Raw genomic sequence first — 16,035 nt, 5'->3', positions numbered from 1 at the left:
ATCCGCGAGCCGGGTTCCCAGTTCGGGGAATCGGCTCTTTTTTTTTGGCGCAGTGGTACCGGGCACCCTCGCTCGGGGCCGATCGCGCTAGGAGGACCCGGATCCGCCGAGGGTGACGTCTCTCACATGCAGCAACCCATGGAGCCTTCGACCAGAGCCGTGTTCGATCTCGGGCGCGTCCGCGACGCCGTCGCGCCGGTGCTCGCCTCGCACGGGGTCACGCTCGTCGATCTGGAGTGGACCACGGAGCGGGAGCGGGCGGGCTGGACGCTGCGGCTCACGATCGAGCGCGAGAACGTGGACGACGTGGAGGACGCGGGCGGCGGGGTCACGCTCGAGGACTGCGCGGACGTGTCGCGCGACGTCTCATCGGTCCTCGACGTCGAGGATCTCATACCCAACCATTACAACCTCGAGGTCAGCTCTCCTGGCCTCGATCGGCGGCTGCGCACAGCGGCCGAGTTCGCTCGTTTCCTCGGCAGGACGGCGAAGGTGAAGCTGTCGCGCCCCGCGCCGGACGGCCAGCGGCTGCTCCGGGGCGAGCTCCTCGAGGCTCCGGAGGGGCAGGTCGCGGTACTGGTCGATGGCAAGCGGATCGCGGTCCCGTTCGCGGATGTCGTGGAGGCGCGCCTCGTCTTCGAGCTCCCGTCACAGCCCAAAGCCAAGAAGGGGCAGCGGCAGGGCAAGGAGCCCGCTAAGGAGTCGGGGCAGATCAGGCAGCTCGCGGAGGCGGCTCCGCGGTCGGGCTCGAAGCGGAGCGAGCGCGGCTCCGAGAAGCGCAAGTAGAGAGAAGAAAGATCAGGAGACAGGGACGTCATGGCAACGATGGCAGCGATGCCGACCTCGGAGACGAGCCTCGGCAGCATCCTCGATCAGGTCGCGAAGGAGAAGGGGATCGACAAGAAGATCCTCGTCGAGACGATCGAGGCCGCGATCTTGAAGGCCGCGCAGAGCGTCTTCGGCCCCACCCGCGAGCTCGAGGCGCGCTTCAACGAGGACACCGGGCAGATCGACCTCTTCCAGTACATGACCGTGGTCGAGGCCGTGACGGAGCCGGAGCGCGAGATCTCCATCACTGACGTGGACAAGCTGAAGCTGGACGCGACCCTGGGCGAGGAGCTCGGCTTCCAGGTCTTCTGGCGGCCCGAGGACGCGGAGAAGGCGCGCGATCAGGACAAGGAATACGGCGACATCCTGAAGCTCAAGCACGGCCGCACGACCTTCGGGCGCATCGCCGCGCAGACGGCGAAGCAGGTCCTGCTGCAGCGCGTGCGCGACGCCGAGCGCGATCTCATCTTCAACGAGTACAAGGATCGCAAGGGCGAGCTCATCCGCGGCATCGTGCGGCGGTTCGAGAAGGGCAACAACATCATCGTCGACATCGGCCGCACCGAGGGCGTGCTCACGTTCCGCGAGCAGACGCCGCGCGAGACGTACCGGCCCGGGGACCGCATCGTGGCGTACGTGAAGGACATCGATCGCGAGGCCCGCGGCCCGCAGGTCATCCTCTCTCGCTCCGATCCCCGGCTCGTCGAGAAGCTCTTCGAGGCCGAGGTCCCCGAGATCTACGAGGGCATCGTGCGGATCGTGTCGGTCGCACGCGAGCCGGGCGCCCGCTCGAAGATCGCGGTGACCAGCCGCGACGCGGACGTCGACCCGGTGGGCGCGTGCGTCGGCATGAAGGGCTCGCGCGTGCAGGCGGTCGTACAGGAGCTCCGCGGCGAGAAGATCGACATCGTGCCGTTCGATCGGGATCCGGCGCGCTACGTCATCGCCGCGATCCAGCCGGCCGAGGTGCACAAGGTGATCGTCGACGAGGCCGACGGGCGCATGGAGCTCGTGGTCCCGGACGAGAAGCTGTCGCTCGCGATCGGGCGCAAGGGCCAGAACGTGCGGCTCGCCGCGCAGCTCACGAACTGGAAGCTCGACATCATCAGCGAGACCAAGTTCAAGCAGATGGAAGAAGAGGCGATCTCCGCCTTGCAGCAGATGGACGTGGTGACGGAGCAGATCGCCAAGTCCATGTATCGGCTCGGCTTCCGCGCGCTCGAGGAGGTCAGCGAGGCCTCGGTCGAGGAGCTCGCGGCCATCCCGGGCCTCGGCGGCGCCGAGGCCGCCGAGCGCATCAAGTCGCAGGCGGACACGACGATGGAGCGGCTGCGGCAGGAGCGCATCCGCTCGGCGAGCTCACGCACCGAGCCGCTCACCGACCGCGAGCGACTGATGTTCATCCGCGGCGTCGGCGATCGGACGGTGGTGTTGCTGGAGGAGGCCGGGTACCGCAGCGTCGAGGACGTGCTGCGGGAGGACGAGGATCGGCTGGCGATCCGCACCGGCCTCGGCATCAAGAAGGCGCGCGCCATCAAGCAGGGGGCGCGGGATTTCGTTGAAAGCGAGCAGAAGGTGCTCGATGCGGCGCGGGCGGACGTTCGTCGCGCTGTAGAGGCGAGGCACGCATAGGCTGTCGGGGAGGAAGAGGATCGAGGATGGAATCGGCGGTGAGCAGACAGAGCGACGCGGGTGAGCGCGAGCCCTTCGAGAAGGGGCGAGTGCGCACGTGCGTCGGCTGCGGGGAGCGCGTCGGCGTCGACGACGTCCGCGGCGCTCGTCCGCTCGTCCGGCTCATCCTTGGTCCTGGCGGCGTGATCGCGGTCGATCCCGGCGACGGCGGGTTCGGGCGGGGCGCACACGTGCACCCGCGGAAGGACTGCCTTTCGGCGGCGGTCGCCCGGGGGCTCGCCCGCGCCGCGAAGGGACGTGTCCACGCGATCGTGGGGGCCGCTGGAGGAGGCGCTGAGGGCGCCGGCGATCAGGCCACGCAGGGCGTCGAGCCGCTCACGACCGTCTCGCTGGCGCGGGCGATCCGAGAAGCGACCGAGCGCCGGCTCCAGGGGCTCATCCGCGCCGCCGTCCGCTCCCAGAGCGCGGCGATCGGCGCCGATGCCGTCGTGGGGTCGTGCGTGCGGGGTGAGGCCGCGCTCGTCCTGGTCGCGTGCGACGCGGCGGCAGGCGCGGATCTGCCGGAGGTCCGGCGCGCCGTCGCCGAAGGGCGCGCCGTCGCGTGGGGCAGCAAGCTGGGGCTCGGCGCCCTGGCGGGCGGCCCGCGCGAGCGCGGCGTTGCCGTGATGGCGATCTCAGCGGCGCCGATCGCCGCTGCCATCGCGAACGCAGCGCACGTCGTGGACACGTGCGCGCGCGTCGAGCGAGGCGAGGACGCCGCGGGCGCCGCGGACGATGCGCGCCGCGGCGCCGGTCGCAGGGGGCGGCCTTCGCGCAATGCAGCCGCCCGATCAGAGGAAGGCGGGAGCCCCGAGCAACGGAAGGCGCCGCCTGGCCATGCTGGCCTCCGGCGTCGCCGTGAGCCGGGGACGTCGGGCGTGGAGCGCGAGAGCCCCGGGGTCGGGGTTCTCTCGGCGTCCGAAGAGGTCGGGGGAAGACCCGGCAGCCCGCAGGGCGCGCTTACGAGCCGCGAGGAGCGGCGGGGGCCGGAGAGTGAGTCCGGTCGGCTTCTTGCTACTGCGCCGGGCATGGGGGGAGGCGGCGCGGTCGGGGGCAGGGCGGCGATGTCCGGTCCTACCGGACGCGCCTCGACGGTGGACAGAGTGGCCGCAAATCGTCGCCCGCGCGGATGGGTGAGGCGGATTGGTTAACGTGGAGCGAGGTGCATGAGCAAAGTCCGGGTCTACGAGGTCGCCAAGCAGCTGAACATGGACCAGAAGACGCTGGTCGCGCTCTTCCAGTCCATGGGTATAGGCGACGTGCGCAATCACATGAGCGCCGTCGAGTCCGACGTCGTCGAGCGGGTGAAGCGGCACCTCGAGCGGCAGAAGTCGCCTGAGGTGGTGGAGGAGAGGATCCGCCCCACGGTCGTGAAGCGCCGCGCCCGGCCTGGGGCCGAGCCCGAGCCGTCCTCGCCGGGCCGCGGGCCCGACCTGTCGGAGGCGCCCGTTCGCGCTGCTCCGGAGCCTGCGCCCTCGCGGCCTGCGGCGGTGTCCGCTCCGGCTTCGCCGCCGCCCGAGCGCGCCGTTCAGGAAGAAGCGCCGCCCCGTCGCCCCGCTCCGCCGCCGCCCGCCGTTCCCGTCGCAGCGCCCTCGGCGCCGGCCCACGAGCCGGTCGTCGCCGCGAGCCTGCGCGAGCCTGCTCCCGCACCCGCGCCCACTGCGCCTGCCCCGGCGATGCCGCCTGTTGCGGCTGCGCCCCCTGCGCCGCCGCCCCCGGCGGCTCCCGCTCCCGCAGCAACCGCGCCTGCCGCGGCGTCCGCGGCCGCGGAGGAGACGAAGGTGACCTCGCCCGAGCCGAAGCCTGCGCCGCCTGTCGCGGCGCCGCCTGCCACCGCCGCCGCGCCGGCGCCCGCCCCCGCTGCGGCTGCGCCCGAGGCGCCTGCAGCCGCCCCTGCGCAGGCGGCTGCGCCCGCGCCGACCCCGGCGCCATCCGCTGCGCCCGCAGCAGCTGCGCCCGCCGCAGCCGCAGCGCCCGCGCCTGCTGCGCCAGCCGCAGCGCCCGCGGCCACCGCGCCTGCCGCAGCAGCCGCTGCTCCCGCAGCAGCCGCGGCGCAGGCGCCGGCCCGGCCGCAAGCCGGGCCCTCGGCGCCTGCTCCGGCGCAGGGCGCATCGCGGCCGACGTCGCCGCCGCCCGCGCCGCACCGGCCCACTGCGCCTCCGGCCGCGGCCCGCCCGGGCGCTCGGCCCACCACGCCGCCCGCGTCGGCTCCCGCGGCCAAGCCGGAAGAGCCGGCCGGCACGCCGGGACAGGCGCCGCGCCGCCCGTCCTCGCCGCCGAAGACCGGCATCGAGGTCTGGCAGGGGCGCCCCGGCGTCACGATGCCGGCTGCCCGCACCAGCACGCCGCCGGCGCGGCGCACGACCTACGATCCGCGCGCCAACGCGCAGCAAGCGCGCCCCGGTGGTCCCAGCTTCGGTCCCGGCGGCCGGCCCATGGGCGGCCGGAACACCCGCCCGGGGACGTTCGGGCGGCAGCGTCCGGGAGGCGGTGGTCTCCCGCGCAAGCCGGTCCAGGTCTCCACGCAGGAGATGGCCTCGCACAAGAAGGTCATCAAGATCGAGGAGCAGGTCACCCTCCAGCAGCTCGCCGCGAAGATGAGCCTGAAGGCGACGGACGTGCTCATGCGGCTCCTGTCGATGGGCATGACGGGCGTGAACATCAACAGCACGCTCGACGCCGAGACCGCGAAGATCCTCGCCAGCGAGTTCGGCTGGAGCGTCGAGGACGTGGCCGTCAGCGAGCAGGACACGCTGACCGCGGCCATGCAGGCCGGGGCCGAGACCGACGAAGAGGTCGAGATCCGGCCGCCCATCGTCACGGTCATGGGCCACGTCGACCACGGCAAGACCTCGCTCCTCGACAGGATCAGGAAAGCCACGGTCGCCGAGGGAGAGGCCGGCGGGATCACCCAGCACATCGGCGCTTACCGCGTCGAGACGCCGCGCGGCACGATCGCGTTCCTCGACACGCCGGGCCACGAGGCGTTCACGGCGATGCGCGCCCGCGGCGCCTCGCTCACCGACATCGTGATCCTGGTGGTCGCGGCCGACGACGGCGTGATGCCTCAGACCAAGGAGGCGATCTCGCACGCCCAGGCCGCGAAGGTGCCGATCATCGTCGCGGTGAACAAGATCGACAAGCCGGGCGCCGACGCGGACAAGATCAAGCGCGACCTCGCGGCCCTCGGGCTTCAGCCCGAGGAGTGGGGCGGCGAGACGATGTTCTGCAGCGTGTCGGCGAAGATGGGGCAGGGCATCGACCAGCTCCTCGAGTCGGTCCTGCTCCTCGCCGAGGTCCAGGACCTCCGCGCCAACCCGAAGAAGCGCGCCAGCGGCACCGTCATCGAGGCGCTGCTCGATCGTGGCCGCGGCCCGGTCGCGCGCGTCATGGTCCAGGACGGCACGCTCCGCACGGGCGACATCCTCCTGGCCGGCGCCGCGTGGGGCAAGGTCCGGGCGATGACCGACGAGCTCGGGCGCTCCGTCGCGGAGGCCGGCCCCGCCACGCCCGTCGAGGTCCTCGGCCTCAACGAGGTGCCGAGCGCGGGGGATCCCGTCCACGCCGTCAAGGACGGGAAGACCGCGGAGGAGATCGCCGAGACCCGGCGCAAGAAGGCGTCGAAGACGCTGATCCCGCAGGACTCGCGCGTCTCGCTCGAGTCCATCACGAAGAACCTGCAGGAGGCCGATCAGCTCGAGCTCAAGCTGATCATCAAGGGCGACGTGCAGGGCTCGGTCGAGGCGATCACCCACGCGCTGGCGAAGCTCTCGACCGAGAAGGTGAAGGTCACGATCGTGAACGGCGCCGTCGGTGGCATCACCGAGGGCGACGTCAACCTGGCGGTCGCGTCGAAGGCGATCATCGTCGGCTTCAACGTCCGGCCGGCCGGCAAGGCGGGCGCTCTGGCCGAGAACGAGGGCGTCGAGATCCGGCTCTACAACATCATCTACAACGCCGTCGACGACATCCGAAGCGCGATGGAGGGGCTCCTCCCCGCGACGAAGGTGGAGAAGGTCCTCGGCCGCGCCGAGGTCCGCCAGGTCTTCAAGATCACGAAGGCGGGCACGGTCGCCGGCTGCATGGCCATCAGCGGCTCGGTCAAGCGCACCGGCGAGGCGCGCCTCATCCGGGACAACGCCGTGGTCTGGACGGGTCGCCTGTCCGGGTTGCGCCGGTTCAAGGATGACGTGAAAGAGGTGGTCGAGGGGTTCGAGTGCGGTATCTCGCTCGAGGGCTACTCGGACATCAAGGAGCGCGACATCATCGAGAGCTTCGAGATCGAAGAGATCAAGACGAAGCTCTGAGCTTCATCCGATGTTCGTGGGCGTCCTCCGTCTCCGTCTCGATATCGTCGGGGCCCGCTCCCTCAAGGACAAGCGCAGCGTGGTGCGCTCCTTGAAGGAGCGGGCGCAGAGCCGGATGCGCGTGTCGATCGCCGAGGTCGGCGTGCTCGACGATCCGAGGCGGGCGACGCTCGGCGTCGCGGTCGTCTCGAACTCGTCGGTCATGTGCGACAAGGTCCTCGCGGACGTGGCCGCGATGGCGGGATCGCTGCCGCACGCCGTCCTCACGGATCGGGCGACCGAGATCGTGCCGTTCGGCGACGGAGGCGCTGGTGTGCAGGGCGGTATCGAGCAGGCGCTCGGCCGTGACGATGGAGATCTGGGAGCGCCCTCGGACATGCTCGAGGACGCAGAGGACGACGAATGAGCGGCGTGGTGAAGCGGGCGACGCGGGTCGCCGAGCGGCTCCGTGAGGACCTGTCCAACCTGCTCCGGGATCTGCGTGACCCGCGGATCGCCGGCGTGCTCGTGTCGCGCGTGGAGATCACCGACGACCTGCAGAGCGCGAAGGTCCACGTGCGCCACGAGTTCGGGGCGGAGGACGCCGCTGCGCGCCGCGCCCTGCTCAAGGGGCTGGAGGCGGCCTCGGGCCGGCTGCGCAGGGACGTCGCCCGCACGATGGGGCTGCGCGTGGTGCCGACGCTGCGCTTCTTCTACGACGAGGGACCCGACGCCGAGCGGCGGATCGAGGAGCTGCTCCGAGAGATCAAGGACGGCTCGGGCGAGCGCTCCTAGCGCGGGGTCGAGCGGCGCGCGGCCGAAGCTCGGCCGCGATCACCGCGAGATGAGCCGCTCGATCGACCGCGCGGGATCGAGGTCGAAGCGCCACGGTCCCATCTTCGTCGGGGCGTCGAGGGCCACCTTCAGCGCGCCGAGGAACTCGCGGCGCGGCCACTCGACGGCGCCGAATCGCTCCAGGTGGTCCGTGTACACCTGGCAGTCCACCAGCGCGAAGTCCCAGGCGACGAGGTTCCCGAGGAGCGTCGCGAAAGCGATCTTCGAGGCGTCGGGCGCGCGTGCGAACATCGACTCGCCGAAGAACATCCGCCCCAGCGACACGCCGTAGAGGCCGCCGACGAGCTCGCCGCTCGACCACGCCTCGATGCTGTGCGCGACCCCGGCGGTGTGCAGCGCCGTGTAGCCGGCGATGAGCTCCTCGGTGATCCACGTGCCGTCCTGCCCAGGTCGCGGCGCGGCGCTGCAGGCCCGCATGACCCGCTCGAACGCCGTATCGGTCCGCACCTCGATCTCGCCCCGGCGCACCCGCTTGCGCAGCGAGTGCGGGACGTGCGCCTCGCGCGGCGGCAGGACGAAGCGCGGATCCGGGGAGAACCAGAGGAGCGGCAGCCCCTCGTGAGGCCAGGGGAAGATGCCCCGGCGGTAGCCGGCCAGCAGCCGCTCCGGCGAGGCCTCGCCGCCCACGGCCACGATCCCCTCCGGGGTCGCGCGTTCTGGCGGAGGGAAGTCGAGCTTGCTCGTGAGCATCGGGACCCGCATCGCTGTGGGATCGAATCCTCCCAAAAGAGCGCGCGGTTGCAAAGCGTCGCCCGGCGCTCGCTCAGGAGGCGCACACGTAGTCGGAGCCCTCGACGAAGCCGCGCGCCGCGAGGTGGCCGCGGATGAGCGCGCGCGCCCCTCGCGCCCCCACGGCGACGACGAGGGTCTCTGCGCCGCGCTCCAGCCGCGACGGGTCGACGATCGGCGCGCCCTGCGCGATCCGGCCGATCTTGCGCGGGTCGATGTCCACGAACCGCGCGGGCGTCACGCCGTTCCGGGCGAGCGCCCTCGCCAGCCGCCGGCCTGTCTTTCCCGCGCCCCACACGGCCACCGGGCGCGCCGGGCCCAGCTTCCTCGCGAGGTAGTGCGCCTTTGCCTCGAGGAACCTCGCGATCGCGTACCGCGGATCGGCGAACGTGGCGCGCCCCTCGCGGTGCCGCCAGCGCAGGCCGAGGTCCGGGAGCTTCGCCATCCGCGCGCCCGCCGCGTCGAGGCGCAGCCACAGATCGTAGTCCTCCGCCCACGGGACCTCCCGGAACCCGCCCACCTGCTCCAGCGCGCTCCGCCGCAGCATCACCGACGGGTGGCACAGCGGCGACTCAACGAACATCTCGCGCGCGTGGTCCTCCGGCGTGATGATCGAGTTCAGCCAGTCGACGTAGCGCAGCATGCCCTCGCCGATCGGCCCGGCAGCGAACGCCTCGACGCGGGCCCCGACGACGCCGAGCCGCGGATCCCGGAGGAGCGTCTCCGCTTGCCGCGCGAGCCGCTCGCCGACCGAGATGTCGTCTCCGTCCATGCGGGCGAGGAGCTCGCCGCGCGCCGCCTCCGCCGCGCGCGAGAGCGCCCGCGCGATCCCCACGCCGCCCGTCGCGATCTGGAGGACGCGGCGATCGCGCTGCGCGACGCGCGCGACCCTCGCCGGGCCGCCGTCCGTCGAGCCGTCGTCCACGGCGACCACCTCCAGATCGACCGCGCGCTCGGCGAGCACGCTCTCCAGCGCCTCCTCGATCGTCGCTTCCGCCTGCCGGTACGGAAGCAAGACGGAGACGAGCGGCGCCACACGGAGACCATGGCGGCGCGCCCGCGCAGCGTCCACAAGAACGGGCGCGGACGCCTAGTGCTTCTTGAAGTCGCCGAGGTGCGTGATGTACCAGCGGCCCTGCCACGAGATGATCGTGTGGACGTCCAGGCTCGCCGGCTTCCCGTCGATCTCGTACTTCAGCTTGCCGTGAAAGGAGCGGTAATAGCCGATCTTGTTGACCTCGTCCCCAGGAGGCACCCACTTCGGCTTGGACCCCAACACGAAGCCGACGAACCGCGCCCCCTCCCAGCTCTTGCGCTTCCGATGCATCGACTTCACGTCGTTCGCGTAAGCGGCGTGGAGGTTGTCCCAGTACTTGCCGGGGTCCTTCACGTCCTTGAGCGGGATGAACGGCTCCTTGGGGAACCAGAAGGGGTCGGCCAGCGCCGGCTCCTTCTTCACGATGGCGTCGAACAACGCCCTGGCTCGCGCCGTGAGCTCCTCGTTCTCGAGCGCCGGCAGGATCTTGTTGTCCGCGCGGGCGGATGTCGCGGCGCTGGGGTCGGCGCCGGCGCTCGCCTCCGCTCCTGGGCCGGGCGACGCGTCGGCCGCGGGCGCCTCGGCCGCGCGATCGCCCCCGTCCTGCGGCGGCTCCGGCGCGCCTGCGTCCTCGGGCCGAGGCGCTGACGCCGCCTCGGCCGCGCTGGCGCCTGGCGTCGCTGCTGCCGCCGTGGGCGCGGCGCCGACCGAGGAGGGCCGGGCGCTCTCGGCCGGCCGGGCATCGGGCGCCGGGGTGGGCGCCGCGCAACCCGCGACCATCGCCAGCGCGGTCGCGACGACCTGCTTGATCATGCGCGTGCCCTATCGCAGCGCCCCGGCGCCGACAAGCGACGCCGAGGCGCGGCCGGATGCGGGGCCCGCCCGGCGGCGGACCTGGCTCACTTCTCCACGATGATGAACTGAACGCGCCTGTTCTTGGCCTTGTTGGCGGGCGTGACGTTCGGCGCGACGGGGCGGTCCTGGCCATAGCCCTTCGCGAGCAGCCGCGACCCGTCCACGCCGGCCCGGATCAGCCAGGCGCGCACCGCGTTCGCCCGGGCCTCGCTGAGCGTCTGGTTGTGCTCACGGCCGCCGGTGTTGTCGGTGTGCCCCTGGATCTCGACCTTGCGGATGTTCGGATTCCGCTGGAGCACGTCCGCGATCTCCTCCATCAGCGAGTTCGAGTCGCCGAGGATCTTCGCCGAGTCGGTCTCGAAGTGGATCTGCCGCGAGATCTTGATCTCGTTGCCCAGCACCTTCACGAGCGAGATCTTCGGCCGCTTGTTCACCGTGAGGGTGGCGCGCGTGTCCTCGCTCGTCCGGACGTCGGCCTCGTTGACGTGGTTCATGTAGCCCTGCGCCTCGACCTTGAGCGTCACCGCGCCGGCCGGCAGGTCGGGGAAGCGGAAGGCTCCGCTTCCGTCGGCCGTCGCCGTCTGCTCGCGGCCTGCTGCGTCGACGAGCCGGATCGTCGCGCCGGCGACCGCGTCCCCGCTCTCCGCGTCCTTCACCGTTCCGACGATGTTGCCCGTCTTGGGCAGCGCCTCGAGGGAGCAGTCGACGTCCACGAACGTCGGCCCCTGCGGCTGTGTCGGGCTCGGCGCAGCGCCGGGCCCTCCCGGCTGCGGACCGAAGGGACCCGGCTGCCCGGGCTGCGGGCCGAAAGGCCCAGGCTGTCCCGGCTGCGGGCCGAAGGCGCCGGGCTGTCCCGGCTGCGGACCGAAGGGGCCCGGCTGCGGGCCGAAGGCGCCGGGCTGCCCAGGTTGCGGACCGAAGGCGCCGGGCTGCCCGGGTTGCGGACCGAAGGGGCCAGGTTGCGGACCGAAGGCGCCGGGCTGCGGGCCGAAAGGCCCAGGCTGTCCGGGTTGCGGACCGAAGGCGCCCGGCTGCCCGGGCTGCGGACCGAAAGGCCCAGGCTGCCCGGGCTGCGGACTGAAGGCGCCGGGCTGCGGGCCGAACGCCCCGGGTTGCCCCGGCGCTGCCCCGCCAGGGAGGATCGTCGCCTGGCAGGTGCCGGGCTTGTACCCGTTCGCCCGGATGTTGAACGTGTACGTCCCCGGCTCGAGGTGCCTCGTGAGGAAGCGGCCGTCCGGCCCTGTCGCGTACGGCGGCTGAGCCGCGCCCTCGATCGTCACGATGGCGTCTGCCACGGCCGCGTCGGGCTTGTTCTGCTCGTGCACGAAGCCGCGCGCGAAGCTCTGCGGCGCCGGCACGAGCTGCGGCGGCTCCTTGATGATCTGCGGCGCAGCGGCCGGCGGCGGCTCCTTCTGCTTCGTATCGTACGCATAGCCAATCCCGAGATAGAGCGTCCACGGCGCCTGCGGCGCGACCTCCTCGATGAACACGGAGGTCGCCGACAGGCCGAGATCGAACGCCGCGTGTCCGGAGAGCCCGCGGAACGCCTTCTCGAACGGCGTCACCCGCACGCCGAGCGACAGCCGCGACGGCGCCGCGGCATAGCCCGGTCCGCCCTGGTTCTGCGGGTCAGGAGACGCGAAGTCGTCGAGCCCGAGGCAGACGTCGCCGCGCGACACGGTCTTCGTGTGGCACTCGTAACCCTGCCGGTTCACCGGGATGTCGAGGGTGTACTCGAGGTAAGGCTGCACCTTCGGCAGCGGCACCTCGACGCCGAGGTGCGTCTGGAAGAAGTCGACGCGGTTGATGCCGAGCCCGAACCGCTCGATCCGCGAGATCGGCTGCCGCTCGCGCCCGTCCGTGAACGCCTTCGCGCGCGCCTTCTCGACCTCCTCCACGAGGACGCCGGAGTTGTCGAGCTTGTAGCCGAGGTTCACGTTCACCCGCAGCGGGAACCCCTTGCCCTGCGGCTTGCGCAGATCGAGCGACGCGAGCCCGCGGAAGACCGCGCTCGTGCCGCCGCCGGCGAGGCCGACCTCGCCGGTCCCGTTGAGCAGGAGCAGCTGCGCCTCGCCGCCGAAGGAGAACGGCTTGCCGATCTTCGTCGGGGTGAACGCCTTCACGCCGAACGTCGTGTCGCCGAGCACCTGCAGCAGCCGCGGACGACCCTGATCGTTCGCGTTCGCGAACGTGCGGATCGACGCGTACCCCTCGAGGAAGGGCAGGGGGGTCGCGTTCAGCGCGAAGAACGCTCCGACGTGGCTCGCCGAGTCCTCCTTCGCGTCAGGACCGCACGTGATCGGGTAACCGGCGAGCGTCGACTCCGCCGGATCGCAGAGGAAGCCGCTCGTGGAGAACCAGTCGAGCAGGAACGACACCCGGAAGGTGCCCGGCGCGCCCGAGCCCGCGTACGACGTCCTGAGGAGGCCGGTCGAGCCCCACAGGTTCGGCTGTGCGGTGAGGGAGAGCGCGCGCTCCTCCTCGTCCCACGCGGTGGATCTCGGCGCCGCCGCGCTGGCCTGGAGGCCCTGATCACCGACCGATGCCTGCGCGCCGAACGAGAAGTTCGCGTCCGGCGGCGGCTGGCCAGGCTGCTGCTGGCCGAACTGCGGCGGAGCGTCGCCCGGAAAGCCCGGCTGCGGGCCGAACTGCGGCGGAGCGTCGCCCGGAAAGCCCGGCTGCGGCCCGAAGGGGCCGGGCTGGGCGGGCTGCGGCCCGAAGGGGCCGGGCTGGGTGGGCTGCGGCCCGAAGGGGCCGGGCTGGGCGGGAGGCTGCTCGGGCCCGAAAGCGCCGGGCGGCTGCGCGGGCTGGCCCGGCATCGGCTGCGGTCCGAAGGGCGGCTGCGTGGGCTGGCCCGGAATCGGCTGCGGTCCGAAGGGCGGCTGCGGCTGCTGCGCCTCGGCAGCGCCCGCGAGCGTGAGCGAGCCGACGAGCGGCAGCGCCGTGAGCGCAGCGCGCCGGGGCCTGTCGGCAAACACCTTCCGAAGCGTATGCATCGAGCCTCACCCGCGAGGTCGAACAAGGAAACGCCCGCCAATCGGGACGGTGGAGACCTCGCGCGCGGCCCGTTGTATCACTCCGGGCGGCGCGTGAAACAGCGGTTTTCGCTGGCAGCAGCTCCGCGACAGGCGCGCCGCGCGGCTCGATAAGTCCGGCATCACCGCGCGGTGATGCCGCGTCTTTCGGCCTCCTCTGCGCGCGTCACGGCGCTGCGCCGCCGCGCCGGCACCCCGGTCGCAAACGTGCTCGACCAGAGCGCCCCGGCGCCCCGCCGCCGCTCGGCCGGCGCCGAGCAGCCGTCCAATCCGGCAGGCGCGCATGCTAGGAAAGCCATCACCATGGCATCCCGGGGGCGCATCCTGATCGTCGACGACGAGGCCAACGCGCGCGCGGCGCTCTCCGAGATCCTCCGCGAGGAGGGGTACACGACCGAGACCGCGGCCGACGGCTTCAAGGCGCTCGGCAAGCTCGAGGAGTTCGCGCCCGACGTGGTCCTGACCGATCTGAAGATGCCCGGGCTCGACGGCATCCGGATGATGGAGAAGGCGCAGCTCGCGCTGCCGGACGCGACCTTCGTCGTGATGACGGCGTTCGGCACCATCTCGAGCGCGGTCGAGGCGGTGAAGAAGGGCGCGTACAACTACCTGACGAAGCCGCTCGATTTCTCGGTGCTCGCGGTCGTGGTCGAGCGCGCGGTGGAGCGGGCGCGGCTGCTCCAGGAGAACTCGCGGCTCCGCGAGCGGCTGCGCGAGCGCAACGCGTTCGGGCACGTGATCGCGAGCCACCCGAGCATGGCGAAGGTCCTCCGGCTGGTCGAGCAGGTGGCGCCGAGCCGCGCGAGCGTGCTGATCGTGGGCGAGACGGGCACGGGCAAGGAGCTCATCGCCGAGATGATCCACCGCGCCAGCCCGCGGGCGAAGGCGCCGCTCGTCCGGCTGAACTGCGCCGCGCTGAGCGAGTCGCTCCTCGAGAGCGAGCTGTTCGGCCACGAGCGCGGGGCCTTCACCGGCGCCGTCGGCCGCCGCGAGGGCCGCTTCGAGCAGGCGAGCGGCGGCACCCTGTTCCTGGATGAGGTGAGCGAGATCCCGCTCGCCACGCAGGTGAAGCTCCTGCGCTTCCTGCAGGAGCGGACGCTCGAGCGGGTGGGCGGCAACGAGACGCTCAAGGTCGACGTGCGGATCCTCGCCGCGTCGAACCGCGATCTGCGCCAGCGCATCGCCGAGGGTCTGTTCCGCGAGGACCTCTATTACCGGCTCAACGTCGTCACCCTGGAGATCCCGCCGCTCCGCGAGCGCCGGAGCGACATCCCCGAGCTCGCGACCTTCTTCCTCGGCCGCTATGCGCAGGAGAACGGCAAGCGCATCGAGGGCTTCACCGACGAGGCGCTGTCGGCGCTGACGTCCTACTCGTTTCCCGGCAACGTGCGCGAGCTGGAGAACGCGATCGAGCGGGCAGCGGTGCTCTGCGACGGCGCGCGCATCGAGCTCCGGCACCTGCCGGCGCAGATGTCGTCCGAGCCGACCGAGTCCGTCGACGCGATGCCGCGCGTCCCCGGGAGCACCATCTACGACCTGGAGCGCTACGCGATCCTGCGCACGCTCGAGGCGTGCAAGGGCTCGACCTCGAAGGCGGCGACGATCCTCGGGATCAGCCCGCGCAAGATCCAGTACAAGCTGCACGAGTACAGCGCGGCGAACGCGCGTGGCCGGGCGCGGCCGGGGGACGGCGCGCCCGGCGAGATCCCCGAGGGGGAGGAGGGCGCATGAGCAACGCAGCCGAGCGCATCGTCGAGCCGCGCGACCCGGGTGCCGCGCCGGCCAGCTCCGTCGGGGAAGGGGCGCTGGACGGCGAGCTGCTGATCGACGTCCGCGGCCTCCTGAAGACGTTCCAGGTGGGGTTCCTGCGCCGGAAGGCGGTCGAGGCCGTCAAGGGGGTGAGCTTCGGCGTACGGCGCGGCGAGATCTTCGGCTTCCTCGGGCCGAACGGGGCCGGCAAGACGACGACGATCAAGATGCTGACGGGCCTCATCGCCCCGACCGGCGGCGAGGCGTACCTGTTCGGCGCGCGCGTGCCGTCGCCCGAGGCGCGCCGGAAGATCGGCTTTCTTCCGGAGAACCCGTACGTCTACCCCTACCTCACCCCGCGCGAGTTCGTGGAGCTCTGCGGCCGCCTCTCCGGGATGCGCGGCGCGGCGCTGCGCAGGCGGGCGATGGAGGTGCTCGATCAGGTGAAGATCGGGTACGCCGCGGATCGTCAGGTGCGCCGGCTGTCGAAGGGGATGCTGCAGCGCACGGGGCTGGCGGCCGCGCTGGTCGCCGATCCGGAGATGCTGATCCTGGACGAGCCCATGAGCGGCCTCGATCCGGTCGGCCGCAAGGAGGTGCGCGATCTCATCTTCGCCGAGCGCGATCAGGGCCGGACGATCTTCTTCTCGACGCACATCCTGAGCGACGTCGAGGCGATGTGCGATCGCGTGGCGATCCTGCGCGAGGGCCAGGTGGTGGTGAGCGGCGCGATCCGCCAGCTGCTGCGGGGCGACGTGCTGCGCACCGAGGTCACGCTGGCGGGCGCGAGCGAAGCCCTCCTGGCCGATCTCGGCGCGAAGGGCTTCGCGACCACGCGCCGGGGCGACGTCGTGGTGGTCGATGTGGAGGGCGAGGCGCGCGTGCGCGACGTGCTGCAGGCGTCGCTCGCGGCGGGCGCGCAGGTCGTCGAGGTGGCGCCGCGCCGCGAGACGCTGGAAGACCTCTTCATGCGCCGCGCGCTTTAGCCAGC

The 16,035-nt window shown here is 72.1% G+C and carries 12 protein-coding genes; 8 read left to right on the top strand and 4 right to left on the bottom strand.

Annotation, left to right across the window (positions count from 1 at the left end; translation table 11 throughout):
* The first annotated feature begins 138 nt into the window (after positions 1-138).
* The 6 genes from rimP to rbfA are packed head-to-tail and all read left to right on the top strand — an operon-like array spanning position 139 to position 7,580.
* Positions 139-786, top strand: coding sequence for a ribosome maturation factor RimP (rimP, locus tag WMF19_RS32750; RefSeq protein WP_437792419.1), 648 nt, complete (start codon positions 139-141; stop codon positions 784-786).
* A 30-nt stretch (positions 787-816) separates the two neighbouring features.
* A complete protein-coding gene (gene nusA / locus WMF19_RS32745) occupies positions 817-2,460 on the top strand; it encodes a transcription termination factor NusA (RefSeq protein WP_272094725.1) in 1,644 nt (547 codons plus the stop codon).
* Positions 2,461-2,498: 38 nt separating this feature from the next.
* The gene (locus WMF19_RS32740; RefSeq protein WP_437893959.1) at positions 2,499-3,650 is read left to right on the top strand and encodes a YlxR family protein; all 1,152 of its coding nucleotides are present in this window, start codon (positions 2,499-2,501) and stop codon (positions 3,648-3,650) included.
* Positions 3,651-3,665: 15 nt separating this feature from the next.
* Positions 3,666-6,806, top strand: a complete 3,141-nt coding sequence (gene infB / locus WMF19_RS32735) for a translation initiation factor IF-2 (RefSeq protein ID WP_437893958.1) — start codon at positions 3,666-3,668, stop codon at positions 6,804-6,806.
* A 10-nt stretch (positions 6,807-6,816) separates the two neighbouring features.
* Positions 6,817-7,212, top strand: coding sequence for a DUF503 domain-containing protein (locus WMF19_RS32730; RefSeq protein WP_437323808.1), 396 nt, complete (start codon positions 6,817-6,819; stop codon positions 7,210-7,212).
* Positions 7,209-7,580, top strand: coding sequence for a 30S ribosome-binding factor RbfA (gene rbfA / locus WMF19_RS32725; protein WP_272094721.1), 372 nt, complete (start codon positions 7,209-7,211; stop codon positions 7,578-7,580). Before WMF19_RS32730 ends, rbfA begins: the two co-directional genes overlap by 4 nt.
* A gap of 39 nt (positions 7,581-7,619) precedes the next feature.
* Here rbfA and aat read toward each other — a convergent pair whose 3' ends face one another.
* The 4 genes from aat to WMF19_RS32705 form a co-directional block, all read right to left on the bottom strand.
* On the bottom strand, positions 7,620-8,342 hold the full coding sequence (gene aat / locus WMF19_RS32720; RefSeq protein WP_437893957.1) for a leucyl/phenylalanyl-tRNA--protein transferase: 723 nt from the start codon (positions 8,340-8,342) through the stop codon (positions 7,620-7,622).
* A gap of 61 nt (positions 8,343-8,403) precedes the next feature.
* Entirely contained in the window at positions 8,404-9,405 is a 1,002-nt protein-coding gene (locus WMF19_RS32715; RefSeq protein WP_437893956.1) for a glycosyltransferase, read from the bottom strand.
* Positions 9,406-9,459: 54 nt separating this feature from the next.
* Entirely contained in the window at positions 9,460-10,218 is a 759-nt protein-coding gene (locus WMF19_RS32710; protein WP_437893955.1) for a hypothetical protein, read from the bottom strand.
* A gap of 86 nt (positions 10,219-10,304) precedes the next feature.
* The gene (locus tag WMF19_RS32705; RefSeq protein WP_437893954.1) at positions 10,305-13,256 is read right to left on the bottom strand and encodes a carboxypeptidase regulatory-like domain-containing protein; all 2,952 of its coding nucleotides are present in this window, start codon (positions 13,254-13,256) and stop codon (positions 10,305-10,307) included.
* A gap of 342 nt (positions 13,257-13,598) precedes the next feature.
* On the opposite strand from WMF19_RS32705, the gene WMF19_RS32700 reads away from it, so the two are divergent.
* Both WMF19_RS32700 and WMF19_RS32695 read left to right on the top strand, forming a co-directional pair.
* On the top strand, positions 13,599-15,026 hold the full coding sequence (locus WMF19_RS32700) for a sigma-54-dependent transcriptional regulator (RefSeq protein ID WP_272094714.1): 1,428 nt from the start codon (positions 13,599-13,601) through the stop codon (positions 15,024-15,026).
* Positions 15,023-16,030, top strand: a complete 1,008-nt coding sequence (locus WMF19_RS32695) for an ABC transporter ATP-binding protein (protein ID WP_437893953.1) — start codon at positions 15,023-15,025, stop codon at positions 16,028-16,030. Before WMF19_RS32700 ends, WMF19_RS32695 begins: the two co-directional genes overlap by 4 nt.
* The last annotated feature ends 5 nt before the right edge of the window (positions 16,031-16,035 follow it).

The organism is Sorangium sp. So ce124, from assembly GCF_051525235.1.
Classification (GTDB): Bacteria; Myxococcota_A; Polyangia; order Polyangiales; family Polyangiaceae; genus Sorangium; species Sorangium atrum.
The sequence above is the reverse complement of the archived record's forward strand: the minus strand, read 5'-3'. Positions and strand labels throughout refer to the sequence as shown.